Source organism: Halobacteriovorax sp. DA5 (assembly GCF_002903145.1).
Classification (GTDB): Bacteria; Bdellovibrionota; Bacteriovoracia; order Bacteriovoracales; family Bacteriovoracaceae; genus Halobacteriovorax_A.
On the sequence record NZ_PPDJ01000002.1, the window covers coordinates 87,177 to 113,128 of the forward strand.

Genomic DNA, 25,952 nt, shown 5'->3' on the forward strand with positions numbered 1-25,952 from the left:
GATTTACTTTTAAATATATGACATTTTAAGGCCTTATGCTATATAAATACCCTTTAAGAAGGTTTTCAATGCAGCAGTATCTTATTAACGACATTTACCGTGCTACAGAAGGAGAGGGAGTCTTTGTTGGACGCTCTCAGGTCTTTGTGCGCTTTCAAGGTTGTGCCGTTGGTTGTATTAATTGTGATTCAATGGATACTTGGAGTTTTGATATTGGGCCAACTTCGATTGAGTCGATTTTTGAAAAGATACTAGAAGAATCTTATCAGGGAAAAATAAATTGGATTTCAATTACAGGTGGAGACCCACTTCATCCTAAGCATGTTCCAAGTGTTGTTGCTCTATCAAAATTTTTAAAAGAAAAAGGCTTTAAGCTTAATCTTGAAGCTGCAGGGACACGAGTTGTTGATGAAGTATTTGAAAACCTCGATTACATCTCATTTGATCTAAAAACACCTTCGACAGGTGTACAGACTCGTCTTTCACTTATTGAAAAGCTTGCTCAAAACTATAATGGAAAGTTTCAGCTAAAGGCCGTTATTGCTGATCGTAAGGACTTTGACTACACTCTAGGAGCTTATCGTAAGCTTGAGGAGAGTTTAGGTTCAATTGATTTTCCTTGGGTGCTAACACCGTGTTTTGAACCAAGTGAAGAATTTCCAATGCAAAGATTTATCGATATTCAGGATTGGAATCAGTTAGAGGGTGGACCATTTAGAGTCATCGGACAGCAGCATAAGTGGATCTACGGTGCTGATAAAAAGAGTGTTTAATTAAGCGGCCCTTCTCGTTCTTGCTAAGGTCTCACGTTGCTTGGCCTCGAGTAAATCAACTCCATATTTTTTAATCGTTCCTAAATCAGTAATCGTATAGGAATTAGAGTCGGCCTTAGTTCGATCTTCCTGAGAGAAGTTATCACAAATAACAACAAGTTTTGTGTCTGTAGGAAGTTTCTTAAGAGCAATTTTGATAATCCCTTGAACCTTATCAAGAGAGTTTGTACAGTAGACTACATATTTCTTGTCGTCTTTAGAGACGCTAAAGTGCCAAAGATTGGATTTGTTTTTTGATTCAACGACATGATAATCATATGATTTAAAAACCATCGTACATTGAGTAATAAACCCCTTAATAATTTTTTTAGAATTTGCTATCTTTGCCATTAGATCTCCGCTTAACATCAAGCATATCGGTTAATTGGCCAAAATATTAAGAAATTTTAGAAAGATTATTCCGTATCAATTTTTAGTTAGTTAGAAGTTTTGTGGAGGATTTTTGTCCAATACCTTTACCCATTTTAAATTGTTTACCGGCCTTAGCGCCAAGATTCCATGCATTTGCATCAAAGCTAGTTGCCTGACTTGTTTGCGATGAGACACGAGGGTAGACTCGGTTTCGATGGGCCTCGGCAAGACCTTTAATATGGATTAGTTCACGTGAGCTTATTTGCTTGCTCTGATGACCTTTAAGTTCACTTAGGAATGATTTCGTAAAACTCTTATAATAAGAATTACGAGCACGAACACCTTTTAAATTTGAGTTTTTCTTGGCCTGCTTCCAAAGTCCTTCCATCGCATTTACTGTATAGTCATAGATATAGTGAGCGGCCTCAACATTTTCTTTGGCGCCAATAATTTCGAGGTAGCCCCCGCCACGTCCAGAGCTGAAGACTGGAGAGACTGCATATTCCTTAAGTATATCATAGAGGCAATCGTGAAGAAGGTTACGTCTTTTAAAAGAGGCGACTCGTCTGACATAAGTATCTTCAAAGTCTTTCATATCAAAATCATCTCGTGCTAGATGATTAAGTTTGAGTTTGTCTAAGTTGTGTTTTTGAATGAGATCATTTGCTTTTTTGGCAGCAAGTTTGGCCTCAAATTCATTTTCTGACTTTGCAAGCTCCAGAAGCTTTTGAATCTTTGCCGTGATATTATCATTGCTTTTTACAAAGGCACTTAAGTTGACTTGCGACTTTGAAAAGTTATCATCCCAGCCAAAGCGTTTAAAAATACCTCTAAATTCAATCCCATGGGCCTGCTCGTGTATGCCACATTCAATATGAACTAAGAAGTGGGCAAGCTCATGCTTGAGAACATTTTCTAGAAGCTTGTCATCGTTAATTGTAAGAAAGCACCTGTTGATTCCAATTTGATAAATAAGGGGATCGTAGAAGCCTAGGATTTTGTCAGAGTCATTTACAACAAATGTAAGCGGGTACATCACTCCTTTGTAGTGGAGGCGTGAGCGCTTAAAAGAGAGACCTATTCCCGCGAATATATCACAGGCCATAAGACGAATCTTTTTTATAAATAATTGGGTATTTTCGTTATAAATAAACATTAATATTTAACACTGCATCCATACGGTTTTGTTCTCGCTGGATTTACTTTCTCATTGTTCTTAAGTTGTTCTAGCGCGTTTTTAACATAGTTTCGAGCGTTTTGAATATCACTTTTGTCGGCCGAAGCAATACTGTCGATGGCCCCCATATAGTCAATTACACCACTTTCATTAATGATGAAAATCTCTGGCGTTGTCTTTGCATTATAGCGTCTACCAACAGTTCCATCCGTATCAATCAGAAGGTGAGAAGCATTTGATTTTTCGACCTGTAGGCGATTCTTTGCAGCAGCGGCGTCTCTGATATAACCCTGTTTTCCAATATTAGATGAATTAATTGTAAGCCAGTAATGGCCGCTATCTTTTGCAAGCTTCTGTGTCTGCTGCATATTTAGTGAATCATAATGTTTTCTAACAAAGGGACAGCCTTCGTTATACCACTCAAGAATAACTTTCTTGCCTTTAAAAGAGGCCAGTGTAATCTGCTTTCCGTCTTGGTTTACAAGAGTAAAGTTTGGGGCCTTATCTCCTGGAGATAAAGCGAGAGTAAGTGTAGTTATAAAGAGAGAGACGATTAATTTCATAAATGCTCCTTTTGGATATTCTACGCTGTGAAAAAGGAGCATACAATAAATAAAGGCCTACATTTGTAGGCCCTTATTTTTATTTGAATTTAATTTATTAAATTAAACAGTTGGTGTCGTCTTAGATGTTACAGCAGCTTTTAGAAGCTCTCTGTTCATACGAGCGATATTTGTGATTTCAATTCCTTTCGGGCATGAAGCTTCACATTCAGCTTCGTTAGTACAGTTACCAAATCCAAGATCATCCATCTTCTTAACCATGTTTTGAACACGTTGAGAAGCTTCAGCTTGTCCTTGTGGAAGAAGTGCCATTTGAGAAACTTTGGCCGATACGAAAAGCATCGCAGAAGCGTTCTTACATGAAGCAACACAAGCTCCACAACCAATACAAGCTGCAGCGTCCATTGCTAGGTCTGCTTGCTCTTTTGGGATTAGGATAGCGTTTGCATCTTGAGCATTTCCTGTGTTTACAGATACGAAACCACCAGCAGCGATGATTTCATCAAATGCACTACGATCAACCATAAGGTCTTTTTCTACTGGGAAAGCTCTTGCTCTAAATGGTTCGATAACAATCGTATCACCATCAGAGAACTTTCTCATGTGAAGCTGACAAGTTGTTGTTTCAGCTTCTGGCCCGTGAGCTTGACCATTGATCATTAGAGAACACATACCACAAATACCTTCACGACAGTCGTGGTCGAAAGCTACTGGCTCAACACCTTGTGGGATAAGTTCTTCGTTTAACTGATCTAGCATTTCAAGAAATGAAGCATCCGGAGAAACGTTTTCTAAAGTATAGTCGGCCATTTGACCTTTATCTTCACGATTCTTTTGACGCCAGATTTTTAAATGAAGTGTCATATTATTATTGCTACTCATATCATATACCTCTTATTTGTAACTTCTTTGTGTTAGTGGAACGTTAGGGAAGTCTAGTTCTTCCACGTTTCTAATTGGCTCACTAGCTTCACCAGTGTATTCCCATACAGCTGCGTGACAGAAGTCATTGTCATTTCTTAGGGCCTCGTTCTCATCTGTTTGAGACTCTTCTCTGAAGTGACCACCACATGATTCTGGTCTTTCAAGAGCGTCGCGTGCCATTAGCTCACCAAGCTCTAGGAAGTCTGCAAGACGGTTAGCTTTTTCAAGCTCGATATTAATTCCATCTGCTGTTCCTGTAACCTTAACGTCTTTCCAGAACACTTCACGAAGTTTTTTAATTTTATCAATCCCTTCTTGAAGACCTTTTGCATCTCTTGCCATACCAACATGGTTCCACATGATTTGCCCAAGTTCCTTGTGAATTGACTCAACTGATCTTGTTCCATTGATTGAAAGTAACTTAGAGAATCTTTCTTTTGAATCAGTAAGTGCCTTGTCAAATTCTGGGTGATCAGTTCCAACTTTATTACCCATAAGTTTTTCACTTGCTAGGTAGTTAGGAACTGTAAATGGAGCAACAAAGTATCCATCTGCTAGACCTTGCATTAGTGCAGATGCACCTAGACGGTTTGCACCGTGGTCTGAGAAGTTTGCTTCACCAAGAGCAAATAGCCCTGGAACTGTTGTTTGTAGGTTATAATCAACCCATAAACCACCCATTGTATAGTGAACCGCTGGGTAAATTCTCATTGGAACTTTATATGGGTTTTCATCAGTAATTCTTTCGTACATATCAAATAGGTTACCGTAGCGCTCTCTAATTGCGTCTTCACCATCGCGCTCAATCGCCGCTTGGAAGTCTAGGTAAACTGCTTCTTCACCGGCGCGAACTGATTTACCTTGGTCAATTTGTTCTTTTGCATTTCTTGAAGCAACGTCACGAGGAACAAGGTTACCGAATGAAGGATATTTTCTCTCTAGGTAGTAATCTCTTTCTTCTTCTGGGATCTCAGCTGCTTTTCTGTGATCACCTGGAGTCTTTGGAACCCAAACACGTCCATCGTTTCTTAGAGACTCTGACATAAGAGTAAGTTTCGACTGGTTTTCACCATGTCTTGGAATACAAGTTGGGTGAATTTGAGTGAAACATGGGTTAGCAAACATTGCACCTTTTTTATAAGCTTTCCAAGCTGCTGAACCATTTGAAGTCATTGCGTTTGTTGATAGGTAGTAAACGTTTCCGTATCCACCTGTACACATTAGAACGGCATCAGCTGCGTGCTTTTCGAATTCACCAGTGATTACGTTTCTTGTGATAATACCACGAGCGCGACCGTCAACCATAACTAGGTCAACCATCTCACGACGAGTTAGCATTTGAACCTTTCCACGTCCTACTTCTTTCATTAGAGAAGAGTAAGCACCAAGAAGTAGCTGTTGACCAGTTTGTCCACGAGCATAGAATGTACGTGATACTTGAGCACCACCAAATGAACGGTTGGAAAGAGTCCCACCGTATTCACGAGCAAAAGGAACACCTTGGGCCGCACATTGGTCGATAATATTATTTGCAACTTCAGCTAGGCGATAGACGTTAGCTTCACGTGCACGGTAATCTCCACCTTTTACAGTGTCATAAAATAGACGCCAGATTGAGTCACCATCATTTGGGTAGTTCTTAGCAGCGTTAACACCACCTTGAGCTGCAATCGAGTGTGCACGACGTGCAGAGTCTTGAAGGCAGAAACACTTAACATTGTAACCTTGCTCTCCAAGAGTTGCAGCAGCAGATGCACCAGCAAGTCCAGAACCAACAACGATAATTTCAAACTTACGTCTGTTGGCAGGGTTAACAAGCTTCATGTTAAATTTATGTTGAGTCCATACTTTAGTGATATCGTCACCAGCTGGAACTTTTCCATCCATTTTTTTGATATTCATATTAGTCATTACATTCCTCCCTTAACGTGACACCAAATTGCAATTGTAGAGTATCCAACAGTTAAGACAACAGCATATAGTTTCGATAGAAACTTGATTGCTGGCATATACTTAGGGTGGTTAAATCCAATTGATTGAAAGGCCGACCAGAATCCGTGAGATACGTGGATTCCAAGTACAATCATGAAAACTACATACATTCCCACATTAAGAGGAGAAGCAAAGTATACGATTACTGTTTTGTAAAGGTCACGAACTTCCATTCCGTTTAATGTCGTCATATATACAGCACCATACTTAAAGTTAATTAAGTGCATGATGATGAAGAAAAGAATTAGCATACCTGTGTAAGGCATAGTTGATGATGCGAAAGTTGCTCCGCGTCCTGTTGGTTGCTTCATGTAGTACTTAACTGGACGAGCTGCTTTATTTTCCATCGTAAGTTTCAGGGCCATAAAGAGGTGAGTTAAGAAGATTACTAGAAGACCTGCTTCAGCAACATAGATTAGCGGGTTTGAAGTAAGCGTGTAAGCGTACTTGTTAAAAGCGTCTGCTCCAACCATTAGTAAAAAGTTACCAAGCATGTGTGATAATAGGAAACCACATAGAAGAAGTCCCGTAACTCCCATTACTTGCTTTTTAGCAACGGAGTTAGTCAAATAAAAGCGTAATGCTGACATTGATACATTTCCTTTGTCTAATTTAATAAAAATTTTAAAATGTTATTTGAATGGATTATAATCCTTAAATCACCAAAACTTAAGTGATTTTCATTTTGTGATGCACAGTGTAAATATGCCTCAAGGATTAGGAGAATTTTAAATGTTGATCCACTCTTTTTTTGATAAAGACACTAATACTCTGACTTATATCATTTACTCTTTGGCAACAAAGAAGGCAGTGGTTGTTGATCCCGTTTTAAATTTTGACTACGCTAGTGGATCTGTGTCAACAAAAGAAGTCGAACTCATCGACGAGTTTTTAAAAGCAAATAGTTTAGAGCTAACTTATATCTTTGAGACTCATGTTCATGCTGATCATTTATCTGGTGCATCGAGCCTAAAGAAATTTTATCCAAATGCAAAAATTGTCATTCATGAAAATATAAAGCAGGTACAAGTTGTCTTTAATCAAGCTTACCGTTCACAAGTTAAAGAGGATGGTTCTCAATTCGATTTATTAACACGAGAAGGAGAAACATTTAAAGTTGCAGATGATCTTGAAGTTGAAATTATTGAAACACCTGGTCACACGCCTGCTTGTATGAGCTTATATGTAAATAAAGAAGCGTTATTTGTAGGAGATGCGATCTTCATGCCTGATATGGGAACAGGGCGATGTGATTTTCCTAAAGGCAGTGCGGATGACCTTTATGAATCCATACAAAAAATCTATGCCTTAGATGATAATTGTACCATCTACGTCGGTCATGATTATGGGCCTGGTGGACGTGAGATTATGTTTATGACTACTGTAGGAAAACAAAAGCGTAATAATATACAATGCAAGGCAAGTACTTCTAAAGATGAGTTCTTAAGCTTTCGAACAACTAGGGATGCACACTTAAGCGCTCCAAGGCTACTGATTCCTAGTATTCAGTATAATATGAATGGGGGAGAGTTTATCTTTAATGAAGAGGATGGGGCACCATTTTTGAAAGTTCCAGTTAAATTATAAAATCTAACTAGCTAATTTTATTTAAGTTTATACTTAGAATGTCGATTAGTACTTTGTGGGAGCAAACTAAATGACAAACGAAACTCATCCAGAAATTGAGAACACGATGCAATTTACTAAAATTGGTATCGCCCTTAAAGATTGGCCTTCTCTTTCTGAGTCTGAGCGTCTCTCAACTTTTAATAGTATGTCTGAAGAAGAGGCATTGGACTTCTTTGACTCTCTTGATTCAAACTACCAAGCTGATTTATTTGAACAATTTGACCGCGATCTTAAAAGACGTTGGGCAAATGACTTGGCCTATGATGACTTGGCCGATATTCTTCAACTTCTCGATCGAGACCAAGTAGAAGAAACTCTGTCTCTTTTAGCAAAGCATGCGCGTGTTGAGGTAATGGCCCTAATGGCCTATGCCGAAGACGTTGCCGGTGGTCTAATGAACTCCAATTATATTCGCCTGCGTGCAAATATGATGGTGGAAGAGGCCATTCGCTATATTCGTACTCAAACGCTGAGTAATGTTGAAACGATCTATTATACTTATGTTATCGATGCTTCTCAAAAGCTTTTAGGGGTGGTTTCTTTGCGAGAGCTCTTTGGAGCTCGTGATGGTCAAAAAGTATCAGAGCTTATGAGTAGTGGACAGGATCTAATTGCGATCCCCGATAATATGGACCAGGAAGAGATTGGGCGTGTGTTTGCCCGTCACGACCAGGTTGTTCTTCCTGTTGTTGATGAAGAATTTCGTATGAAAGGTATCATTACAGTTGATGATATCATTAAGGCGGTAGAAGAAGAGACGACAGAAGATATGCAAAAGATCGGTGCCGTTGAGTCTCTTGATGCTCCTTATCTTGAAGTTGGTTTTTTTGAAATGGCAAGAAAGCGTCTAGGCTGGCTTATCATTCTCTTTATTGGCCAGATGTTAACGGCAACTGCCATGACTCACTTTGAAAATGCCATTGCTCAAACCGTTGCTCTTGTAACGTTTATTCCTTTAATTATTTCATCAGGTGGAAACTCGGGCTCGCAAGCTTCTACACTTGTTATTCGCGCCCTTGCTCTTGGTGAAGTTAAAAATTCTGATACTGTCAGAGTCTTTTTCCGTGAAATCGGCTCAGGACTTTTCATGGGGCTTATTCTAGGGGTTTTTGGTTTTTTAAGAATTTATTTTTGGCCTCATGCAAATGAAATTTACGGCCTAAACTTTGCTCGAATTTCCATGATCGTTGGCTTCAGTATTGTTTGTATTGTGACGTGGGGAACTCTTGTGGGTTCAATGCTGCCATTCATTCTTAAGAAGCTTCGCTTTGACCCGGCCACGGCCTCGACTCCCTTTGTTGCAACAATTTGCGATGTTACGGGAATCATTATCTATTTCTCAATTGCTCACGCGCTCCTTTAGCTTATGGTAAATACTTCAGGGGGGAGTGTTTATGTCTCATCGACCATGCTAAATATCAGAAAAAATATTTAGGAGAGTTTATGAAATTAGCTTTGGTAATTTTAGTAAGTGCATTTAATTTTTATGCAGTAGCTGGTCTACAAACTTTAAGAATTGTTGATTTAGCAACAGTATCTTCAACGAGTTGTTATACGGCCGAACAAGAAGAGTCAGGAAGTATTTCTTCAGCTAGCTTTTATCTTGGTAACTATAGCGGTGAAGGTGAGGATAGAACATTTAATTATTATGAAACTTCAGAGACTTATTATGCATCATCTGTAGTTTGTAAGAATATCAAGTTATTTAATAAAGCATTTGATAGCTCTCTTCCTCAGGAAGAGAAGGTATTTAAGTTATTTGTTGATATGAATGATCACATAAAGGGATTTATGTTGCGAAATAGTGATAAAGTTTTATTTTTTGAAGAGTAGAGTTTTATAAGAAAAGGCCCTCAAGTGAGGGCCTTGTTTTTATTTTGATTTTTTCTTTGCCGTTTTCTTTGCCGTTTTCTTTGCAGTCTTTTTGACTACTTTCTTCGCTGCTTTTTTTGGTGCAGCTTTCTTTGCTGTTTTCTTAGCTACCTTCTTTGCTGTTTTCTTCGTAACTTTCTTGGCAACTTTTTTGGCAACTTTTTTGGCCGTCTTCTTAGCTACTTTCTTTGCTGCTTTCTTCGCAACTTTCTTGGTAACTTTTTTGGCCGTCTTTTTAGCTACCTTCTTTGCAGTTTTCTTTGCTGTCTTCTTTGCAGTTTTCTTTGCTGTCTTCTTTGCAGTTTTCTTCGCAGTCTTTTTGGCCACTTTTTTCGCAACCTTCTTTTCTGCTTTTTTAGCTACTTTCTTTGTCGCTTTCTTTACAACCTTCTTAGCTTCTTTCTTAGCATCTTGTGCTTTCTTTGTTAGATCATTAGCAACTTTCTTAGTCGTGCGTTTAACTTCGTTTACCGCTTCTTCAACATCATCTGACATCTCTTTTGCGGCCTTTGCAACTCTGTTAATTGCTTTCTTCGTCGACTTCTTAACATTTTGATATGTTTCACTATGACCAATGGCCTCTAGTTCTTTTTCAATAAGCTTGTCGTATTCTGCTAGAACTTTCATTGGGTCTTTACCCAGGCGATCTAGTTCTTGTTGAAGCTCTTCAAAGAATTTTTCAACCTTATGCTTTTGTACGTTTACTTTGTCATAGCGAAAGCGAAAGTGAGCATAGAGTTCATCATATTTCTCACTACCTTCTTCTTGAATTCTTTCTAATAGGTGTCTACACTTCTTTACAATCTCGTCACTTGATGACGTTAGTGCATGCTTGGCCTGCTTGTTCTTCTTTTTTAAAAAATCGTCTAAACCACTCATTGTTTCCCCCTGTAACAAGATTATCTTGATACACGTAAATAATATTACGTTATAAAGTGTAACGTATTAGAAAGTATTTTCAACACTTTAATGATGGTAATTTTTTAATATTTACTTGCTTTGAGTCACAGAATTCTCTATATATACTTATATCAATCAATTGGACGCTTATGGACAACAAAATGGAAGAAGTTAAAACATCAAAATATGACGAATCAGCTGATCGCGCAGGGTTGCTCGTTTCTGTCTTATGTTGCCTACATTGCATGGCAATTCCATTATTGATTATTTTTGTACCTTCTTTGGCAACTTATTTTGAAAATCCACTTATCCATAGCCTTGCGATTTTTATTGTTGTTCCAGTTGGACTCTTTGCATTTATGAAAAATTTAAAGATTCATAATGATAAGAGACCACTTTTTATAGGTATCCTTGGAATGGCAGCAATTCTAATTGGTCACTTCAATCAATACTTCCTAGCAGATCATGCTGGGCATATGCATATGCACACTCACGCTCATTCAATTGGAACAATAGAAGTTGTGGCATCAATTGTTGGTGGCCTAGCTCTAATTGCGGCGCATTTACTAAATATTAAACTATGCCGCTGTCACCACTGCGAACACTAGTATCGTAGATTAGTTCTTTGGGAAATTTTTAACGAAGAGTTGTTCATATAAAGATCAATGGCATCGCTATATTCTTGCGGCGTCTCTAGCGCAAAGAGTTTCTTTGTAAAGCTATGACCGAAATTAAGCCACACATGACCAACTTTTAAAAAGAAGCGGATACGCTTAAGGGCCGCTTTCTTATCAAAGTATTTAAAGCAAGCATTAACATAGGCTTTAACAAACTCACCATAGTAGCTCGCGTGCAGGTAAGGGTCTTCACTTAGAAATTGTTTTTGAAACTCATTAAGCTCATATCCTTGTTGGGCCGCAAACTGTGTAATTAGCCAAGGTTTTGCTGTTAAAGAGCGACCTAGCATAACGGCCTGGCAACCAGTTTCATTAAGCATTTGAAAAATATCGCCGTGATCTTGAATGTCACCATTACCAATTATTGGAAGATCAATGCTCTCTTGTAAGAATTTAATTTGCTCCCAGTCTGCAACACCTTTTCTTTTTTGAGCTGCAAGCCTTGGGTGTAAGATTAGCCAGTCTGCACCTGCTTCTTTTAGGGCACTACAGAAATCGATAAGAAAGTTCTTATCATTTTGATGACCGGCCCTAAGCTTAACTGAAACAGGAACTGTTGCGTGTCTTTTAACCATCTCCACAACTTCGGCGGCATACTTTGTGTCTCCCATTAGAGAAACGCCGTAGTTATGTTTAAGGGCCTTTTTTACAGGACAGCCCATATTAATATCAATGGCCTTTGCACCCCATTGTTCAAGCTTAGGAATGGCCTTTTCAATATATCTTTCCTCGTTGCATAGGATTTGCGGGTAGAGCCCATAGTCAAATTCACTTTTGAATGTCTCAGGTGTTTCACCAAGTACTTGATCGGGAAGTCTTCTTGAGTTTAACATCTCAGTGGCCCACAAAGTTTTCATTTCACTCGGGAAATAAGGCCTTAGAGCTTCTCTTAGTGCAACATGGGAAAGTCCAACCATTGGCGCAAGCAGTGCCTTAAATTCAATTAAATCGTTAAATTTTTGCCAAGAAGGCGAGATAGGTTGCACCAAATTTGTTCCTTTAGGTCTGCTAGCTGTAGCTTTTGCCTTACGGCGAACTCTTTATAGAGTTGTGAAATTTCAAGATCGCTGCGATCATCAGTTTCAAAGAAGATATACTCTAAGTCCACTTTATTATTCAAGATGGTCTCTTGAATTTTTGCATTTGAAGACTCATAGAAACGTGGACCTAAACTCGTATAAATCTTTCGTTCATGACAATCTTTTAAGTCCTTGATCGTGCCATTAAAGTCATGCAGAATCCAAGCTGTGTGGTCCTTATGAGTTTTATGAAGGCGAAAGATATCTGAGAGGCATCTTACATTATGGATAATTAGTGGCTTGCCTAATTCATTGGCCAACTCAATATGCCAAGTAAAGATTTTTTCTTGTTCGTTAAGGTCTGTCTCAATGGCACGGTCTAGGCCTGCTTCTCCCACCAGAAGGCAATCATCTAGACGACACAGCTTCTTTACCTCTTCAAAGCTACTTACAGCATCTGTGAGTTTCCATGGGTGGACTCCAGCACTATAAAATTGGCCATCTCTGGGTAAGTCATTGATTTGCGGTGAGTAGGAATAAATACGAAAATCCTCAATAGAGGTCGTTTTATTCGATCCCGAATGGCCGTGAAGGTCGATAAATTTTGCACTTTCGCTTTCTTTGCTTGTCATATGGCATATATTTTAATACATTACGGTTCTAATTAAAAATTTGAAAAAAGATATTGCTTATCTTTTTAAAATCAATTATTTATTTAGGAATTATTTAATATATTTATTATAAGCGTTACAAATTGATGTAGGAGTACTTAATGTTAACAATTAGATTACAACGCGGTGGTAGAACTCACATGCCTATTTACACAATCGTTGCAGCTGACTCAAGAAATGCAAGAGACGGAAAATTCAGCGAAAAATTAGGTCAATATAACCCACAACTTAAAGAAAATAACCTTATCGACATTAAAGCTGAGAGAATCTCTGAGCTAATCGGTAAAGGTGCTACAATTTCTGATACTGTAAGAACACTTCTAAAGAAGAACAAAGTTACTCTTAACTAGTAATTTTTTGTTTTTCATTTAAAAAAGCATAAACGGCATTTTTGTAGAAGGAGTTCATGATGAGTGAGTTAAAAGACTTAATCGATACAGTTAGTCGCGCATTAGTTGATATGCCAGAGCAAGTAGAAGTAAACGAGATTGTTGGAGAACAAACAACAGTTATCGAACTTAAGGTTGATAAAACTGACCTTGGTAAAGTTATTGGGAAGCAAGGGAAAACAGCTCGCGCACTAAGAACTATTCTTAATGCTGCTTCAACAAAGTTGAAAAAAAGATCTGTTTTAGAAATTATAGAATAATTTACTTGAATCAATAAATATTGTGTTTTAAAAAGACCTATCGAAAGATAGGTTTTTTTATTTTTATTTTGTTTATACAAAAGCGAGCACATATATGATTGAAACAATGACGATGTCACAAAATCCAGAAATAAAACGTATTTTACTAGTAGATGACCAAGTTGAGATACTAGAGCTATTACAAGATGCTCTTCGTATGGAAGGTTATGAAGTCGATGCATGTGCTGATGCTAGTGCGGCCCTAAGTGCATTAGGTGAGCATACATATTCACATGTTATTTCCGATTATCAAATGCCTGAAGTTAATGGAATGGAATTGGCCACTAGAGCACAGGGTGTTCTTAAGGAGAAGATGCCTCCATTTATTCTTGCGACAGGGGATTGTTCAATTAATTCTGATACGATTAAGGGCAAAGGTGTTAGTAGTATTCTACCAAAACCATTTACCCTTAAGCAGGTAATAACTGTTCTACAGAACTAGAAACTAGCTATTCTTATTTTCGTTATTTGATTGGTCTTCGATTTTACTAGCAGTATTAGTGTTATTCTGCTCATCTTCCTCTTTAAGCCCATGTTTAAAGCCTGTGATGGCCTTCCCAAGTGACTTTCCAAGTTCTGGAAGTTTCTTACCTCCAAACAGTAGAACAATAATAGCTAGGATAATTAAACTTTCAGTAATTCCAAGGCTCATATTTTCCTCATTTTACGCTAAATTAATAAATTTTAGATAAGTCCATTGTATACTTACCTGGAGCATATTCGCTAAATCTTTTTGCACGAATATCCTTATAAATCTTCTTATTGTTGGAATTTGAAGCATATGGATAGATGCAAATTCCACCTCTTGGCGTAAATTCACCAATAACTTCAACGTATTTTGGGTTCATTAGCTTAGCTAAATCGTCACAAATTTTTTGCACACAATCCTCGTGGAAGTCACCATGGTTTCTAAAGCTAAATAGGTATAGCTTTAATGACTTCGATTCAACCATCTTCTTATCTGCGATATAGTTAATATAAATACGAGCAAAGTCTGGCTGTCCTGTTTTTGGGCATAGAGAAGTGAACTCTGTACAAACAAATGTTGTCCATGCATCACTTCCTGGATTTTTATTGTCAAAGGCCTCAAGAACTTCTGGAGCATATGTATCAGGGTATTCAGTATTTGCTGAACCAAGTGCAAATGCGTCTAGCTCTTTAACATTTCTTCCTTTCGGAGATTGTTTAGGTTTTGATTTCGATTTTGATTTTGTTTCAGTTTTCTTAATAGATTTTTTCGATGCTGACATTTATCGACTCTCTTGAATTATTTTGATAGGTTATATTTACTTAATTTAACACTATCAAGGAACAATGGCAATGCGTCATGATCATTTAACATTTCCAGTTGGTAAAAAAGGTGAGCACAAGGTCACTAAAGTTGTTCTTGTTCAGCTTGGCTCTCCTAAGTCTCCATCAACTTCAGATGTACGTAAATATTTAAAAGATTTCTTGGCCGATCCACGTGTTGTGGACATTGATCCAAGACTTTGGAAAATCATTTTAAATCTCTTTGTTCTACCATTTAGGCCAAAGAGGTCAGCAGCACTATATAAAAGAATTTGGGAAGGAAGTGAATTTCCTCTCACAAGAATTACACGCGAATTCACTCATCGAGTAAATGAGCTTACTCCTGAACATATTGAAGTTGAGCACGCTTTCTTGCTTTGTGAGCCTAAGGTTGCAGACGTCTATGCTAAGTGGGAAGCGGAACTTGATGAAAGAAGAGATCCTGCTCAGAAGCTTATTGTGATTCCAATGTTTCCACAATATTCAGAATCAACGATTGCTAGTGGAATTGATTTCTTTGGAAAACTTTTAGAAACAAAAGTTAGAATTCCAAACTTTGAAGTCATCACAAATTTTCATCGCCTGCACGCTTTTATTGATAACTCAATTGCCAAGATTAATGAGAAGTTGGCAAATGAAAGTATTGATGAATTAGTTATCTCTTTTCATGGGATTCCAAAGAGGAGAGTGATCTATAAGAAAGATCCTTATTATCAACACTGTTTTGAAACTTTCGAGTTGATCAAGCAAGGGGTTGTAGGGATTGAAGCAGATAAAATTCATATGACTTACCAATCTCGCTTTGGAAGTGAAGAGTGGCTTACTCCTTATACAGATGAGTATACGGCCAATCTTGCAAAAGCAGGGGCAAAGAATATCGCTGTTTATTGTCCGGCATTCGTTGCAGATTGTTTAGAAACGATTGACGAAATTGGAACTGAGTTACAAGAAGAAGTTGAAGAATATGGGACTCACATTCACGCAATTGAGTGTTTAAATGATGATGAAAATTGGGCAAAAGGTTTTGCTAATTACGTTGAAACACTTTGTGAGAATCCAAAAGATGTTGAAAAAATAGAGTACCAATTAGAAGAGGAAAAATACATGGAAATGCCAAAGCAAACAATGGAATCTGAACCATTAAGTGATAATGCTAAGAAGTCGCTTAAGATCGTCTTTTTAACACTATTCTTAGACCTTGTGGGATTTTCAATTATCTTCCCTCTATTTCCAGCACTTGCAAAATATTACTTAACAGTTGATGCAGATAACGTTTTCTTAAAAGCAATTTTTGGTTCAATTGATACGTTAACTCAAGCAGGGGGAGCAAGTAACTTCTCGGCCATCGTTCTTTTTGGTGGTGCGCTTGGAGCACTCTATTCACTTCTACAATTTGTTGCCGCACCTATCTGGGGAACAATTTCAGATCGAATTGGAAGAAAGCCTGTTCTTTTAGTTTCAGTCTTTGGACTGTTTATTAGTTATGTCCTGTGGGCCGTTGCTGGTAATTTTACAATCCTAATTATTGCAAGATTCATTGGTGGGATCATGGGTGGAAATATCTCAACAGCAACTGCTGTTGTGGCCGATGTGACAACTAATAAGAACCGCTCTAAAGGAATGGCAACAATCGGTATTGCCTTTGCCCTAGGTTTTATTATTGGGCCAGCAATGGGTGGAATTCTTTCTCTATTTGATCTAACAAAGTTTTATCCAGTTCTTGCTGACTATGGTGTAAATCCTTTTTCAATGGCCGCAATTGTCGCTGGTGTTCTTTCGTTATTTAACTTAATTAATTTATTTAATAAGTTTGATGAAACACTTCCTGAAGCGAAGCGCGGAAAACATGAAAGTGAAAGAAGTGCTAACCCAATTACTCTTTTTAAGCCTCTTCCGTACAAAGGTGTTAACCTTACAAACTTTGGTTACTTCTTATTCTTACTAGCATTTAGTGGGATGGAGTTTACATTAACTTTCCTTGCAGCAGAAAGACTAAGTTACTCATCAATGGATAATGCTTATATGTTTATCTTTATTGGTTTAATCTTAGCTCTTGTTCAAGGTGGTTATGTTCGCCGTAAGGCACATACTGTAGGTGAGAAGCGTATGGCACTTCAAGGCCTTGTGACAATTATCCCGGGTCTTATTCTTATTGGATTTGCACAATCTTCTTGGTTAGTTTACGCAGGTTTATTTTTCTTAGCAGTGGGGTCATCTTTAGTTATCCCTTGTCTAACTTCGCTTGTTTCAATGTATTCTCCGGCACAGAGTCAGGGACATGTTATTGGTGTTTTTAGATCGCTTGGAGCATTAGCAAGAGTGATTGGGCCAATTGTTGCCTCTCTTGTTTACTGGCGCTATAGTTCGGCAGCACCTTACTATCTTGGAAGTATCTTTTTGATTATTCCAATTCTTATGATTGCAAGACTTCCAAGTCCACAAGAAACAAACGAATAGTCTGCCATACAGATAAAAGAAAAGCCTCGCTTTGCGAGGCTTTTATCATTTTGGACTAGTGTCCCGTTTTCATTTCAATTTGCGATTGCATGTAATTTTCGATACCAACTTTTTCAATTAAAGATAGTTGAGTCTCTAACCAATCCACGTGCTCTTCTTCAGAGTCAAGAATCTTTGAAAGAAGATCGCGAGAAACATAATCTTGCTTCTTTTCACAAAGTTCAATTGCTTCTTTAAGTAATGGTACAGTTTCAGCTTCTGTTTCAAGATCAGCTTCGATGATCTCTTTTACATTTTGACCGATTCTAATTCTTTCAAGCTTTTGAAGATTAGGAAGTCCCTCTAAGAATAGAATTCTCTTAATTACTTCATCAGCATATTTCATCTCATCGATACTTGCTTTGTATTCAAGATGGCCAATCTTATCGAGTCCCCAGTCTTCAAGCATTCTTGCATGAAGAAAATACTGATTAATGGCCGTTAATTCTTTTGTAAGAACATTATTTAATGCTTTGATTACGTCTTGATCACCTTTCATGATTAATCCCTTTCATTAATTTACTATGGATTAATGCTATAGAAGATTGGGATGTGTTTCAAGGATTTTATTTTTTGACTGGAGTTAAGTTATTCTTAACCTCATTGCCTTGCTCATTTTGATTCGATTTGAGGTTCTTCTTAGCAAGACCGGCAGAGACTTGTTCTAATAAGCAAACACCGCATGAGTTACCGATTCCAAGGCTGTTGATTACCTCTTTCTCTGTTTGTCCCTGCTTTATCGCATTATCGAGCATATCTTGTGTAATGGCGTTACAAATACAAATATACATTTACTTGTCTCCTCATTTGATCTTATCGTCAAAAGTTTTGTTAATCAAACAAAAAATTGAAGAATGATATAGAAATTTGGAGGGTCTAATATAATTTCAGTAGTTTATGACTTTTTCAACGAAGTATTGGGCCATCGTTGAACGGTATTGGGAAGATAATAGTAGCTCATCGCTGTGACTCATTCCGGGGCATCCGTTCACTTCAACAAGCTTATATTGGCCATCTATGGTCTCAAGAATATCAATGCTGATGAAGTAGAAATCTAAGGCGTTTGAAACGCTCGTGGCCAATTCTAAAACCTTAATTGGGACATTCTCTTCGTTAACTAGAATTGTGTTACTAGCGGCAAAGTTTAGAATGTGAAATGCTTCTTCACTTGCCTTAGGCGTCTTCTTTATAACGAGCTTTTGAATTCTTTTAGAATGAATATTTTTAAAAAGCAGCACGCGCCATTCTGCACACAACTCAATATAAGGCTGGATAATATAATTTAGATCTCCCTTACGCAGTAACTCTTGTCGATCTTTTAGAATATCTGTTGAAGGGAAAACTCCCTTTGCCTGTAGGCCTCTAGTCGTTTTAATAATCCACTTCGATTGCGTGTCACAATAATGAGGCCCTTGTTGCAGTGAATAGGTTTGTATTAACTGTGAAGGCGCTAGAACTTCCTTAAAAAACGGCCATTGTTTATACTTATCTCTAAGGATTCGTGAACAAGTGATAGGGTTGATGACTTTTTTATTGCTAAGTGTGGCCAATTTTTCAAGGTCATCATCATTATAGCTTAGTCCCGTGTTACGATTAATCACGAGATCGGCCCAGGCCAACTCTTCATAACTTACGGAGTAAGGATCACTGAATCGGCACGAATGAGTTGCTTCTGTGATCGCTGCTTCGAGTTGAACACAAGCATAAAGCTTTGGGTTCGTTGTTAAGATGAGTAAGTTTAGACTTTCCATATTGCGTAATATCTCACTAAAATATTGAATATCTATAAATTATATATGATATTATAACACTATACTAATTTGGCCTTAATGGTAGCTATGAATCGATTATCAAAATTTAATTACACAATTTTATTCTCATTAATTATCTTTTTACTTTCTTGCTCTGGTGTTGAGGTTATTGAAAATGGCCAACTCAATAAGGAAGTTGTCGTTACCAATAGTGCTGAGCATAGTGATCATCAGGGGGAAGTGGCCAGAAAGAAAATCGAGCACCCGAAAAATGATGTTAAAAGTGATAAGTTCAATTTTACTGACCACTCACATAAGAATGAATTTTCTGCAGTAAAGAATACAAAGCGCGTTGAGTCTTTTTGTGGCGATATTGATGACAAGTTTAAAAAATATGGTTGGGGTAAGTCTCATTGTGATTCATATAAATGGATTCATGTAAGAGATACTCATCAGGGCCGTCCTATTATGTGGACTGTTTTTGGTGATGAAGAAGAACACAAGCAAGAACCTAAGAATATGACTTTAGTTCTATGTGGTGTGCATGGTGATGAAATCACTCCAATTAAATTCTGCTTTGATATCCTTCACCATCTCTATCACGAAGTAGCGACAATTGAAGGTCAAAAAAAGCTTAAGGATAATCTTGTGGCAGTTGTTCCAATTGTTTCTCCTGATTCATTCTTTAAGAAAAGACCAACTCGAACAAATTCTCGTGGCATTGATCCTAACAGAAATTTTCCAACTAAAGATTGGGAGAATAAGGCCCTTCATCTTTGGAAAACTCGCTACGGAGCTGCTAAAAGAAGGTTCCCTGGTAAGGTGGCAAATTCTGAGCAGGAAACAATATTCCAAGTAAATATTATTGCTCGTTATAACCCAAATAAGATCATTACTGTTCACGCACCTCTAACTATTCTCGACTATGATGGACCGGTTGTTTCAAATCATATTCATGAAGAAGATGGCCTTGCTCTAAAGGCAGAAGAGCTTCTAAATACAATGAGTGAAAAGGCCAATGGTTACCGCGTAAAAAATTATCCTTTCTTTCCTGGAAGCTTAGGGAATTACGCTGGAAATGAGAGAAAGATTCCTACTTACACACTTGAACTTCCTTCAAGTGATAACCGCAATCATAAGAAGTATTGGAAGATGTTTCGTGAGTCAATTGACTTCGCTGTTTTCCATGCTCCAATGACTCGATCGGACGTTACGGCCAGAAAGAACCGAATTGATTAAAGTTTAGTCATTTTAGTTACTTAATGGGCCTTTAGGGGCCACTTTTTTACACTTTCATATCAATTTAAATTGACTGAAATTCCATTAGGATTTATTAGTAGCCTATGGAAAAGAACTTATGGAAATTAGCGGGCCTAGAGGCTCCAAGTACCCCTTATGATATGGCAATTGTTACTGACGAAGTTAGGCCTCACAGCGTCAACCTTGTTGGTTTTGGTTTTGATGGAACGGCCTGTTTTAGAAAAGGAACACGCCTTGGGCCAGATGCCTTAAGAGAAGTCTCGGACGGTATTGAAACGTATTCACCATATCTCGATCTTTCGACTGAAGATTGCACTTTCTATGATCTTGGAAATCTTCCTGTTGCTGATCAGCAAGAAGAGAGTTGGAAAGTTGCAACTGCTTGTTTCGAAAAAAACTTCGACCATATTAATTTAAAAGAAAATGATATTAAGATTATGACTCTTGGTGGAGAACATTCAATTTCTTATGCACCAATTAAAAAGTACCTTCATGATTTTGACGATCTAATGCTTATTCATCTTGATGCGCATGCAGATCTTCGTGATGGTTATTTAGGCTACCATTACTCACATGCTTCAATTATTAAAAGAAGTCTTGATCACTTTGGTCCAAAGCATAACCTCATTCAATATGGGATTCGCTCTGGAACGAAAGAAGAATATGATTATATGAATGAGCATGGAACAATTGCAAAGTCTCGCGCAGAGTTCTTAGACCGAGTTCGTGCGATTCCTGCAGATCGTCCTGTTTATTTAACTCTGGATCTTGATTATTTTGATCCAAGTTTCTTTCCGGGAACAGGAACACCTGAGCCTGGTGGAGAGGATTTCCATTCATTCATCAGTTTTGTTAAAATCCTACTAGAAAAGAATATAGTAGGTTGTGATATTGTTGAGCTTGCCCCTGAGATTGACTCTTCTGGGAATAGTTCTGTTTTTGCTGCGAAAGTTGTAAGAGAGATGATCCTACTACTGACTAGTAAAACGAAGTCTTAATAAGAAAAGGAAATTTAAGTAATGACAAATGAGACTTGGACAATTCAAGATTCTGATCGCCTCTACAACGTAAGTAAGTGGAGTAACGGTTATTTTAAAATTGAAGAAAACGGACAACTTAAAGCAACTCCAAATCCAAATAAGAATGTTGGAATTGTTATTAATGACGTTATTGAAGAAGCTAAAGAACAAGGAATTCAATTACCACTAGTAATTCGTTTCCATGATATTTTACGCTCACAAGTTAAGCTTTTAAATAATACCTTTCAAAAGGTAATTGATGATGAAGATTACCGCGGAAAATTCTTTGGTGTTTATCCTGTTAAGGTAAACCAAATGAGAGAAGTTGTAGAAGAAATCGTTGATGCAGGCTCTCGTTATAATTATGGACTAGAAGCTGGTTCAAAGCCTGAGCTTTTATCTGCACTTGCATATAATAATAATGCTGATTCTCTTACTGTACTTAACGGTTACAAGGATCGTGATTATCTAAAACTTGCTATTCTTGGTGCAAAACTAGGACGCAAGGTTTTTGTTGTTATTGAAAAATTCTCTGAACTTCGTATGCTTGTAGAGTTAGGCAAGGAGCATGGAGTAATTCCATTTATTGGTATTCGTGGACGCATGTCTGTAAAAGGCCGTGGTAAATGGGAATCAAGTGGAGGCGATAAGGCCAAATTTGGTTTAACGACTTCTGAAATTATCTTAGCTATTGAATATTTAAAAAAGCATGATCGTCTTGATATGCTAAAACTTTTCCACTTCCATATTGGATCTCAAATCACTGATATTCGCTCGATTAAAGAAGCAATTGAAGAGGGTTCTCGCATCTATTGTAAGATGCAAAAGATTGGAGCTCCTCTGCAGTACTTTGATGTTGGAGGTGGACTTGGTGTTGATTACGATGGAACAAACTCGACAAATGATTCATCAATTAACTATTCAATCACTGATTATATTACTGATATCGTTTATGGACTAAAGTCTGTTTGTGATCTTGAGGGTGTTGAGCATCCACATATTATTACTGAGAGTGGCCGTGCAATTACTGCACACCACAGTTGTGTTATCACTAATATTATCGGTGAAATCGATAATACAAAAATTGAGTTTTCAACTAAGCAAGAAACTGGTGAGCATAATCTTGTTACAGAAATGAGACAAGTTGGTGAAGTTCTTGCAAAGACTAAAAATTGGCAAGAAGCATATAACGATGCAATGAAGATTAAGTCGGATTCAATTCATGCATTCAAACTTGGTATTCTAGAGCTTGAAGAGCGTGCAAAAATTGAGACAATGCACCTTCGCATCTTAAAGGAAATTAGTACATTAGTTCCAGAAGAAGATTTTCAATCAGAGCTAATGGAAGATTTAGAAAATACTTTAAGTGGCCAATACCTTTGTAACTTTTCAGTTTTCCAATCTGCATGTGATAGTTGGGCAATTGAGCAAGTGCTACCTGTTGTTCCATTGACTCGCTTAAATGAAAAGCCTGGTAAGAGATCAACACTTGCTGATATTACTTGTGATAGTGATGGTAAGATTGATCGCTTCTATGACCCAGATGAAGGGTTTAAGAAAACAATTGCTGTACATCAACTAACTGAAGGTGAGGAGTACCGTATTGGAATCTTCCTAACAGGTGCTTACCAAGATGTAATGGGTGATATGCACAACTTATTTGGGCGTGTAAATGAAGTTCACGTTTATGCAGATAGCGATGATCCAAAAGGATTCTATATCGAAGAAACAGTTGAAGGAAACTCTGCTCGTCAGGTTCTTTCAACAATGCAATATAACCCAGAGTTTATGGCATTTAAGGTTAAGCGTTATATCGATCGCCAAGTTTCTCGTGGCCGCATTCGTCCACGTGATGGTGTATCACTTGTAGACTTCTATGAGGATTGCCTTAAGAGTTACACTTATCTTAAATAAAACGGCCGTAACTTATTAGTTACATTGTAAAATTATCGGTCCCTGATAATTGACTTACTTACTTTAGTGTTTGATAATTATTGTATTATTAAAAGAAAGTTTGTCAGGGATCGATAACATGTCTTTAAAATTTGAAAAGAATTCAACCAAAACAGCTAAATCACCAACATCTAAAACTAATTATTTCATTATATGTACACTGTCTTTAATGACACATGGTGTATTAATTTACAATTGGCTCATCACAAGAAGCTTATATAACTTAATCTTCATGGTTGCTGCCATTGCTTTTGCTATCTTTGCTATGATTCCAATGATCAAAGAGTATTACGCAAAAGTAAGACTCTTTAATGATTCAGAGTTACTTCGTTTAGAAGTTGATCGACTAAAAAATGATATCAAGGATTTGAAAGATAGTAAGAAGTCTCTTCAGATTAAACTTTCTCAGGAAATGGATATTGTTTCTGGTCAAAAAGAACAAATCTCTGAATATGAACTAATGACGATTGAACTTCAAAATACAATGGAAGATATCAAGGACCAGCTGCTTGTTGTTAATGATGGCCATAAGGGTATGGAATCAATCGTTGATGCAGTTAATGAGTTAAGAGAGAAAGGTCTTGAGTTCATTAAAGAGCTACCAAAGCAAAAAGATGCACAACTTCAAGCAGAGCAAGGGGATGTGAAGTTCAAGGAAACATTTGAAAAGTTCATGAGTGAATTCCAAGATATGAAAGATATCATCTTTCAACTTAAAACACTTAGCTTTCGCGTTGATGTTCAAGCAAGTCTTCTAAATGACTCAGAAATGACTCAAAGTAGTAGCGAACTTGAAGGACTAAGTCGCAATCTTGCTAAATTCTTCAATAATGTTATTGGCCTACTTTCAAACCTAGAAGAGACATATCGTGGAAATCAAGATGAGCTTATTGAGAAGCTTTCTAAATGTCGTGATGAAATGGACTCTTTCCTAGATTCAAAGCAAGACATTGCTTGTGAAATAGAAGAAGTAAGAGGACAAATCGAGGCCGCTAGCGAAATTATTGCAACTAAAATGGATTTAGTTGAAGAAACTATTGGCAGTGAGGAGAATTCTCTTTCTGACTTTCTAGACGATGAAGACGTTGATGCAGACTCTGAAATCGTAAAAGAAAATACAATGATTTCAGCTACTAACGCTCAAAATTTAGATTCTCAAATAATTCAATAATTCATATATTAAAATATTTTAATCTTTTTACCGATACTTCTCATGTCAGCGACAAAGCTGATGTGAGGAGTAACGGGAAATGCCAATTCAGGACCTATCAAATGTCGATCTAAGTGCTGCCGATAGTACACAAGAATCAAGTGTGCAGGAGTATAAATTTGGTGGTGTTCATGGCCATAACGACCTCTCACATCTTTCTCTCTATTATAAACAACCTATTAAAGCTCTTATTGGACGAACAGGAATTGTTATTCTTAGTTTTTTTACAATAGGGCTTATCTTGTCATTTGTGACTTTATTCCTTAGTTATACAACCTTTGGAAGAGAGTTTTTACAAACTCTAGTCTTTAAAATTTTCTAAGAAATATCTTTTAAAATAGTGCTCGCAATTTGTTTGGGAATAGGCATGATTGAAAGGCGAGAACCCTTCTTTACAAGAGGCATCTCATCGTAGCGAGGATCTGCTTTCATCTCTTTAAGGGTTAGTGCTTTTGAAAATTTTTCGACAAATTTTACATCCACAAGAAACCAACGAGGATTATCAGTCGTGGCCTTAGGGTCAAAGTACTTTGATTTTTCATCGAATTGAGTTTTATCTGGATGAGACTCTTTGACAACTTCAGCAAGTCCCACAATTGCTGGCTCCTTACAACTTGAGTGATAGAAGAAGACCTTGTCTCCAAGCTTCATTTCATCTCTCATGAAGTTACGTGCCTGATAATTTCTCACACCATCCCAAGACTCCGTTTGTTTCGGTCTTCTTGCAAGGTCATCAATTGAGAAAGCATCAGGTTCGCTTTTAAAGAGCCAGTACTGCATGAACTAAGTCCTTATGGGTTTTGGATTAAACCTTCAAGATTCTTCTTCATAAATGTTGGCAGATAGAAAGCTGCCTTATGAAGTCCTGCATTGTAGTAAGAGAACTCAAGTCCAGATTCTGCTACTGCTTCTTCTCTAAAGTCATTAATTGGGTGAGTGTCGCCTTTAGTTGCAAAAGTAAATGACCACAGTCCACCAGGGTAAGTTAGGTTAGAGAAGTTATAGATAAATGTATTTTTGAAAATATCATTTAAAACACCAAGCATACTCTTTTGAATCTCTGCTTCAAACCAAGGTGATTCACCTTGTGAAACAACGATACCATTATCTGCAAGACACTTATTTACGTTTGTGTAAAATTCTGGACCAAATAGAGGGGCCGCTGGACCGATTGGATCAGTAGAGTCGATGATGATAACATCAAACTTTTCAGTAGTTTCTTGTACAAATTTAACACCGTCACCGATGATAAGGTCTAATTTTGGATGGCCTTTAAGTACTTCAGCAGTTTGTGGAATGAATTCCATACATGCTTCACATACGGCGCCATCAATTTCAACCATTGTACACTTCTCAACAGAAGCGTGGCGAAGAACTTCTCTTGCTGTACCACCGTCACCACCACCGATAACGAGAACGTTTTTTGGATTAGGGTGAACAAATAATGGAACGTGAGAAATCATGTCGTGATAAGCGATTTCATCTCTTTCCGTTACCATTACTAGACCGTCGTTAAGAAGCATTTTTCCATGCCCTTTTGTTTCAACAACGTCTACTGTTTGGAATTCTGTTTTTTTCGAGTAAAGAACGTTCTCTACTTTATATCTCATTCCGTAAAAATCTTTATATCTTTCTTCAATCCATAGGTTACTGTGCATAGTTGTCTCCTAAAATATT

The 25,952-nt window shown here is 37.5% G+C and carries 30 protein-coding genes; 14 read left to right on the forward strand and 16 right to left on the reverse strand.

Features of this window, described 5'->3' with window-relative positions; all coding sequences use genetic code 11:
• The first annotated feature begins 68 nt into the window (after window positions 1-68).
• Window positions 69-773: a 7-carboxy-7-deazaguanine synthase QueE gene (locus C0Z22_RS03835; RefSeq protein ID WP_158246799.1), complete on the forward strand. Its 705-nt coding sequence runs from the start codon at window positions 69-71 to the stop codon at window positions 771-773.
• On the opposite strand, the gene C0Z22_RS03840 is transcribed toward C0Z22_RS03835, so the two are convergent.
• The 6 genes from C0Z22_RS03840 to C0Z22_RS03865 all read right to left on the reverse strand — a co-directional run bounded on the left by C0Z22_RS03840 (window position 774) and on the right by C0Z22_RS03865 (window position 6,430).
• Window positions 774-1,163, reverse strand: a complete 390-nt coding sequence (locus tag C0Z22_RS03840; RefSeq protein WP_103217026.1) for a hypothetical protein — start codon at window positions 1,161-1,163, stop codon at window positions 774-776. It abuts the gene before it with no gap.
• Window positions 1,164-1,245: 82 nt separating this feature from the next.
• Entirely contained in the window at window positions 1,246-2,289 is a 1,044-nt protein-coding gene (locus tag C0Z22_RS03845) for a DUF2786 domain-containing protein (protein ID WP_158246800.1), read from the reverse strand.
• Between the two features lie 50 nt (window positions 2,290-2,339).
• Complete coding sequence (locus C0Z22_RS03850; protein WP_158246801.1) at window positions 2,340-2,924, reverse strand: redoxin family protein; 585 nt, start codon at window positions 2,922-2,924, stop codon at window positions 2,340-2,342.
• Between the two features lie 102 nt (window positions 2,925-3,026).
• Window positions 3,027-3,788 (reverse strand): succinate dehydrogenase/fumarate reductase iron-sulfur subunit, encoded by a 762-nt coding sequence (locus C0Z22_RS03855; RefSeq protein WP_103217560.1) that lies wholly within the window; start codon window positions 3,786-3,788, stop codon window positions 3,027-3,029.
• Window positions 3,789-3,818: 30 nt separating this feature from the next.
• Window positions 3,819-5,759, reverse strand: a complete 1,941-nt coding sequence (locus C0Z22_RS03860) for a fumarate reductase/succinate dehydrogenase flavoprotein subunit (RefSeq protein ID WP_233189692.1) — start codon at window positions 5,757-5,759, stop codon at window positions 3,819-3,821.
• Window positions 5,759-6,430: a succinate dehydrogenase cytochrome b subunit gene (locus C0Z22_RS03865; protein WP_103217029.1), complete on the reverse strand. Its 672-nt coding sequence runs from the start codon at window positions 6,428-6,430 to the stop codon at window positions 5,759-5,761. Before C0Z22_RS03865 ends, C0Z22_RS03860 begins: the two co-directional genes overlap by 1 nt.
• 142 nt (window positions 6,431-6,572) lie before the next feature.
• On the opposite strand from C0Z22_RS03865, the gene C0Z22_RS03870 reads away from it, so the two are divergent.
• The 3 genes from C0Z22_RS03870 to C0Z22_RS03880 all read left to right on the forward strand — a co-directional run bounded on the left by C0Z22_RS03870 (window position 6,573) and on the right by C0Z22_RS03880 (window position 9,302).
• Window positions 6,573-7,427, forward strand: coding sequence for an MBL fold metallo-hydrolase (locus C0Z22_RS03870; protein WP_103217030.1), 855 nt, complete (start codon window positions 6,573-6,575; stop codon window positions 7,425-7,427).
• Window positions 7,428-7,497: 70 nt separating this feature from the next.
• Window positions 7,498-8,832, forward strand: a complete 1,335-nt coding sequence (gene mgtE / locus C0Z22_RS03875; protein ID WP_103217031.1) for a magnesium transporter — start codon at window positions 7,498-7,500, stop codon at window positions 8,830-8,832.
• Between the two features lie 80 nt (window positions 8,833-8,912).
• A complete protein-coding gene (locus tag C0Z22_RS03880; protein WP_103217032.1) occupies window positions 8,913-9,302 on the forward strand; it encodes a hypothetical protein in 390 nt (129 codons plus the stop codon).
• A 39-nt stretch (window positions 9,303-9,341) separates the two neighbouring features.
• On the opposite strand, the gene C0Z22_RS16095 is transcribed toward C0Z22_RS03880, so the two are convergent.
• Window positions 9,342-10,220, reverse strand: coding sequence for a hypothetical protein (locus C0Z22_RS16095; RefSeq protein WP_199177518.1), 879 nt, complete (start codon window positions 10,218-10,220; stop codon window positions 9,342-9,344).
• A gap of 170 nt (window positions 10,221-10,390) precedes the next feature.
• On the opposite strand from C0Z22_RS16095, the gene C0Z22_RS03890 reads away from it, so the two are divergent.
• Complete coding sequence (locus C0Z22_RS03890) at window positions 10,391-10,849, forward strand: MerC domain-containing protein (RefSeq protein WP_103217033.1); 459 nt, start codon at window positions 10,391-10,393, stop codon at window positions 10,847-10,849.
• Here C0Z22_RS03890 and C0Z22_RS03895 read toward each other — a convergent pair.
• Window positions 10,846-11,904, reverse strand: a complete 1,059-nt coding sequence (locus C0Z22_RS03895; protein ID WP_103217034.1) for a tRNA-dihydrouridine synthase family protein — start codon at window positions 11,902-11,904, stop codon at window positions 10,846-10,848. The two genes, C0Z22_RS03890 and C0Z22_RS03895, sit on opposite strands and share 4 nt — an antisense overlap.
• Complete coding sequence (locus C0Z22_RS03900) at window positions 11,862-12,569, reverse strand: TatD family hydrolase (protein ID WP_103217035.1); 708 nt, start codon at window positions 12,567-12,569, stop codon at window positions 11,862-11,864. The genes C0Z22_RS03895 and C0Z22_RS03900 overlap by 43 nt, the downstream gene beginning before the upstream one ends.
• Window positions 12,570-12,709: 140 nt before the next feature.
• On the opposite strand from C0Z22_RS03900, the gene rpsP reads away from it, so the two are divergent.
• The 3 genes from rpsP to C0Z22_RS03915 all read left to right on the forward strand — a co-directional run bounded on the left by rpsP (window position 12,710) and on the right by C0Z22_RS03915 (window position 13,738).
• Entirely contained in the window at window positions 12,710-12,958 is a 249-nt protein-coding gene (gene rpsP, locus C0Z22_RS03905) for a 30S ribosomal protein S16 (RefSeq protein ID WP_103217036.1), read from the forward strand.
• Window positions 12,959-13,017: 59 nt separating this feature from the next.
• Entirely contained in the window at window positions 13,018-13,257 is a 240-nt protein-coding gene (locus C0Z22_RS03910; RefSeq protein ID WP_021267274.1) for a KH domain-containing protein, read from the forward strand.
• Window positions 13,258-13,351: 94 nt separating this feature from the next.
• Entirely contained in the window at window positions 13,352-13,738 is a 387-nt protein-coding gene (locus C0Z22_RS03915; protein WP_103217037.1) for a response regulator, read from the forward strand.
• 3 nt (window positions 13,739-13,741) lie between these two features.
• On the opposite strand, the gene C0Z22_RS03920 is transcribed toward C0Z22_RS03915, so the two are convergent.
• Entirely contained in the window at window positions 13,742-13,948 is a 207-nt protein-coding gene (locus C0Z22_RS03920) for a twin-arginine translocase TatA/TatE family subunit (RefSeq protein WP_103217038.1), read from the reverse strand.
• Between the two features lie 22 nt (window positions 13,949-13,970).
• Window positions 13,971-14,546: a preQ(1) synthase gene (gene queF / locus C0Z22_RS16305; protein ID WP_103217039.1), complete on the reverse strand. Its 576-nt coding sequence runs from the start codon at window positions 14,544-14,546 to the stop codon at window positions 13,971-13,973.
• A gap of 64 nt (window positions 14,547-14,610) precedes the next feature.
• On the opposite strand from queF, the gene hemH reads away from it, so the two are divergent.
• Window positions 14,611-17,043 (forward strand): ferrochelatase, encoded by a 2,433-nt coding sequence (gene hemH, locus C0Z22_RS03930; RefSeq protein ID WP_103217040.1) that lies wholly within the window; start codon window positions 14,611-14,613, stop codon window positions 17,041-17,043.
• Window positions 17,044-17,098: 55 nt separating this feature from the next.
• On the opposite strand, the gene bfr is transcribed toward hemH, so the two are convergent.
• The 3 genes from bfr to C0Z22_RS03945 form a co-directional block, all read right to left on the reverse strand.
• Complete coding sequence (gene bfr / locus C0Z22_RS03935; protein WP_103217041.1) at window positions 17,099-17,581, reverse strand: bacterioferritin; 483 nt, start codon at window positions 17,579-17,581, stop codon at window positions 17,099-17,101.
• 67 nt (window positions 17,582-17,648) lie between these two features.
• Window positions 17,649-17,873, reverse strand: a complete 225-nt coding sequence (locus C0Z22_RS03940) for a bacterioferritin-associated ferredoxin (protein ID WP_103217042.1) — start codon at window positions 17,871-17,873, stop codon at window positions 17,649-17,651.
• 96 nt (window positions 17,874-17,969) lie between these two features.
• The gene (locus C0Z22_RS03945; protein ID WP_103217043.1) at window positions 17,970-18,833 is read right to left on the reverse strand and encodes a RimK family alpha-L-glutamate ligase; all 864 of its coding nucleotides are present in this window, start codon (window positions 18,831-18,833) and stop codon (window positions 17,970-17,972) included.
• A gap of 87 nt (window positions 18,834-18,920) precedes the next feature.
• On the opposite strand from C0Z22_RS03945, the gene C0Z22_RS03950 reads away from it, so the two are divergent.
• From C0Z22_RS03950 to C0Z22_RS03970, 5 genes are all read left to right on the forward strand, one after another.
• Complete coding sequence (locus tag C0Z22_RS03950; RefSeq protein ID WP_158246802.1) at window positions 18,921-20,072, forward strand: M14 family zinc carboxypeptidase; 1,152 nt, start codon at window positions 18,921-18,923, stop codon at window positions 20,070-20,072.
• A 104-nt stretch (window positions 20,073-20,176) separates the two neighbouring features.
• The gene (gene speB, locus C0Z22_RS03955; RefSeq protein ID WP_199177519.1) at window positions 20,177-21,091 is read left to right on the forward strand and encodes an agmatinase; all 915 of its coding nucleotides are present in this window, start codon (window positions 20,177-20,179) and stop codon (window positions 21,089-21,091) included.
• Between the two features lie 21 nt (window positions 21,092-21,112).
• Window positions 21,113-23,026 carry a biosynthetic arginine decarboxylase gene (speA, locus tag C0Z22_RS03960; protein WP_103217045.1) on the forward strand — a complete coding sequence of 638 codons (1,914 nt, stop codon included), beginning with the start codon at window positions 21,113-21,115 and terminating at the stop codon, window positions 23,024-23,026.
• A 208-nt stretch (window positions 23,027-23,234) separates the two neighbouring features.
• Window positions 23,235-24,236 carry a hypothetical protein gene (locus C0Z22_RS03965; protein ID WP_146037782.1) on the forward strand — a complete coding sequence of 334 codons (1,002 nt, stop codon included), beginning with the start codon at window positions 23,235-23,237 and terminating at the stop codon, window positions 24,234-24,236.
• 79 nt (window positions 24,237-24,315) lie between these two features.
• On the forward strand, window positions 24,316-24,597 hold the full coding sequence (locus C0Z22_RS03970) for a hypothetical protein (protein ID WP_103217047.1): 282 nt from the start codon (window positions 24,316-24,318) through the stop codon (window positions 24,595-24,597).
• On the opposite strand, the gene C0Z22_RS03975 is transcribed toward C0Z22_RS03970, so the two are convergent.
• Both C0Z22_RS03975 and speE read right to left on the reverse strand, forming a co-directional pair.
• A complete protein-coding gene (locus tag C0Z22_RS03975) occupies window positions 24,594-25,055 on the reverse strand; it encodes an EVE domain-containing protein (protein ID WP_103217048.1) in 462 nt (153 codons plus the stop codon). The genes C0Z22_RS03970 and C0Z22_RS03975 overlap by 4 nt on opposite strands.
• A gap of 11 nt (window positions 25,056-25,066) precedes the next feature.
• Entirely contained in the window at window positions 25,067-25,933 is an 867-nt protein-coding gene (speE, locus tag C0Z22_RS03980) for a polyamine aminopropyltransferase (protein ID WP_103217049.1), read from the reverse strand.
• Window positions 25,934-25,952: the final 19 nt, after the last annotated feature.

Bases quoted from the DNA above. Each gene is read 5' to 3' on its own strand.
- C0Z22_RS03890 (WP_103217033.1), top strand. From the start codon at position 10,391: ATGGACAACAAAATGGAAGAAGTTAAAACATCAAAATATGACGAATCA.
- C0Z22_RS03870 (WP_103217030.1), top strand. From the start codon at position 6,573: ATGTTGATCCACTCTTTTTTTGATAAAGACACTAATACTCTGACTTAT.
- C0Z22_RS03880 (WP_103217032.1), top strand. From the start codon at position 8,913: ATGAAATTAGCTTTGGTAATTTTAGTAAGTGCATTTAATTTTTATGCA.
- C0Z22_RS03910 (WP_021267274.1), top strand. From the start codon at position 13,018: ATGAGTGAGTTAAAAGACTTAATCGATACAGTTAGTCGCGCATTAGTT.
- speA (WP_103217045.1), top strand. From the start codon at position 21,113: ATGACAAATGAGACTTGGACAATTCAAGATTCTGATCGCCTCTACAAC.
- C0Z22_RS03915 (WP_103217037.1), top strand. From the start codon at position 13,352: ATGATTGAAACAATGACGATGTCACAAAATCCAGAAATAAAACGTATT.
- hemH (WP_103217040.1), top strand. From the start codon at position 14,611: ATGGCAATGCGTCATGATCATTTAACATTTCCAGTTGGTAAAAAAGGT.
- queF (WP_103217039.1), bottom strand. From the start codon at position 14,546: ATGTCAGCATCGAAAAAATCTATTAAGAAAACTGAAACAAAATCAAAA.
- C0Z22_RS03965 (WP_146037782.1), top strand. From the start codon at position 23,235: ATGACACATGGTGTATTAATTTACAATTGGCTCATCACAAGAAGCTTA.
- rpsP (WP_103217036.1), top strand. From the start codon at position 12,710: ATGTTAACAATTAGATTACAACGCGGTGGTAGAACTCACATGCCTATT.
- C0Z22_RS03855 (WP_103217560.1), bottom strand. From the start codon at position 3,788: ATGACACTTCATTTAAAAATCTGGCGTCAAAAGAATCGTGAAGATAAA.
- C0Z22_RS03950 (WP_158246802.1), top strand. From the start codon at position 18,921: ATGAATCGATTATCAAAATTTAATTACACAATTTTATTCTCATTAATT.
- speB (WP_199177519.1), top strand. From the start codon at position 20,177: ATGGAAAAGAACTTATGGAAATTAGCGGGCCTAGAGGCTCCAAGTACC.
- speE (WP_103217049.1), bottom strand. From the start codon at position 25,933: ATGCACAGTAACCTATGGATTGAAGAAAGATATAAAGATTTTTACGGA.
- C0Z22_RS03945 (WP_103217043.1), bottom strand. From the start codon at position 18,833: ATGGAAAGTCTAAACTTACTCATCTTAACAACGAACCCAAAGCTTTAT.
- C0Z22_RS03975 (WP_103217048.1), bottom strand. From the start codon at position 25,055: ATGCAGTACTGGCTCTTTAAAAGCGAACCTGATGCTTTCTCAATTGAT.
- bfr (WP_103217041.1), bottom strand. From the start codon at position 17,581: ATGAAAGGTGATCAAGACGTAATCAAAGCATTAAATAATGTTCTTACA.
- C0Z22_RS03835 (WP_158246799.1), top strand. From the start codon at position 69: ATGCAGCAGTATCTTATTAACGACATTTACCGTGCTACAGAAGGAGAG.
- C0Z22_RS03850 (WP_158246801.1), bottom strand. From the start codon at position 2,924: ATGAAATTAATCGTCTCTCTCTTTATAACTACACTTACTCTCGCTTTA.
- C0Z22_RS03940 (WP_103217042.1), bottom strand. From the start codon at position 17,873: ATGTATATTTGTATTTGTAACGCCATTACACAAGATATGCTCGATAAT.
- C0Z22_RS16095 (WP_199177518.1), bottom strand. From the start codon at position 10,220: ATGAGTGGTTTAGACGATTTTTTAAAAAAGAAGAACAAGCAGGCCAAG.
- C0Z22_RS03920 (WP_103217038.1), bottom strand. From the start codon at position 13,948: ATGAGCCTTGGAATTACTGAAAGTTTAATTATCCTAGCTATTATTGTT.
- C0Z22_RS03845 (WP_158246800.1), bottom strand. From the start codon at position 2,289: ATGGCCTGTGATATATTCGCGGGAATAGGTCTCTCTTTTAAGCGCTCA.
- C0Z22_RS03860 (WP_233189692.1), bottom strand. From the start codon at position 5,759: ATGACTAATATGAATATCAAAAAAATGGATGGAAAAGTTCCAGCTGGT.
- mgtE (WP_103217031.1), top strand. From the start codon at position 7,498: ATGACAAACGAAACTCATCCAGAAATTGAGAACACGATGCAATTTACT.
- C0Z22_RS03900 (WP_103217035.1), bottom strand. From the start codon at position 12,569: ATGACAAGCAAAGAAAGCGAAAGTGCAAAATTTATCGACCTTCACGGC.
- C0Z22_RS03840 (WP_103217026.1), bottom strand. From the start codon at position 1,163: ATGGCAAAGATAGCAAATTCTAAAAAAATTATTAAGGGGTTTATTACT.
- C0Z22_RS03865 (WP_103217029.1), bottom strand. From the start codon at position 6,430: ATGTCAGCATTACGCTTTTATTTGACTAACTCCGTTGCTAAAAAGCAA.
- C0Z22_RS03970 (WP_103217047.1), top strand. From the start codon at position 24,316: ATGCCAATTCAGGACCTATCAAATGTCGATCTAAGTGCTGCCGATAGT.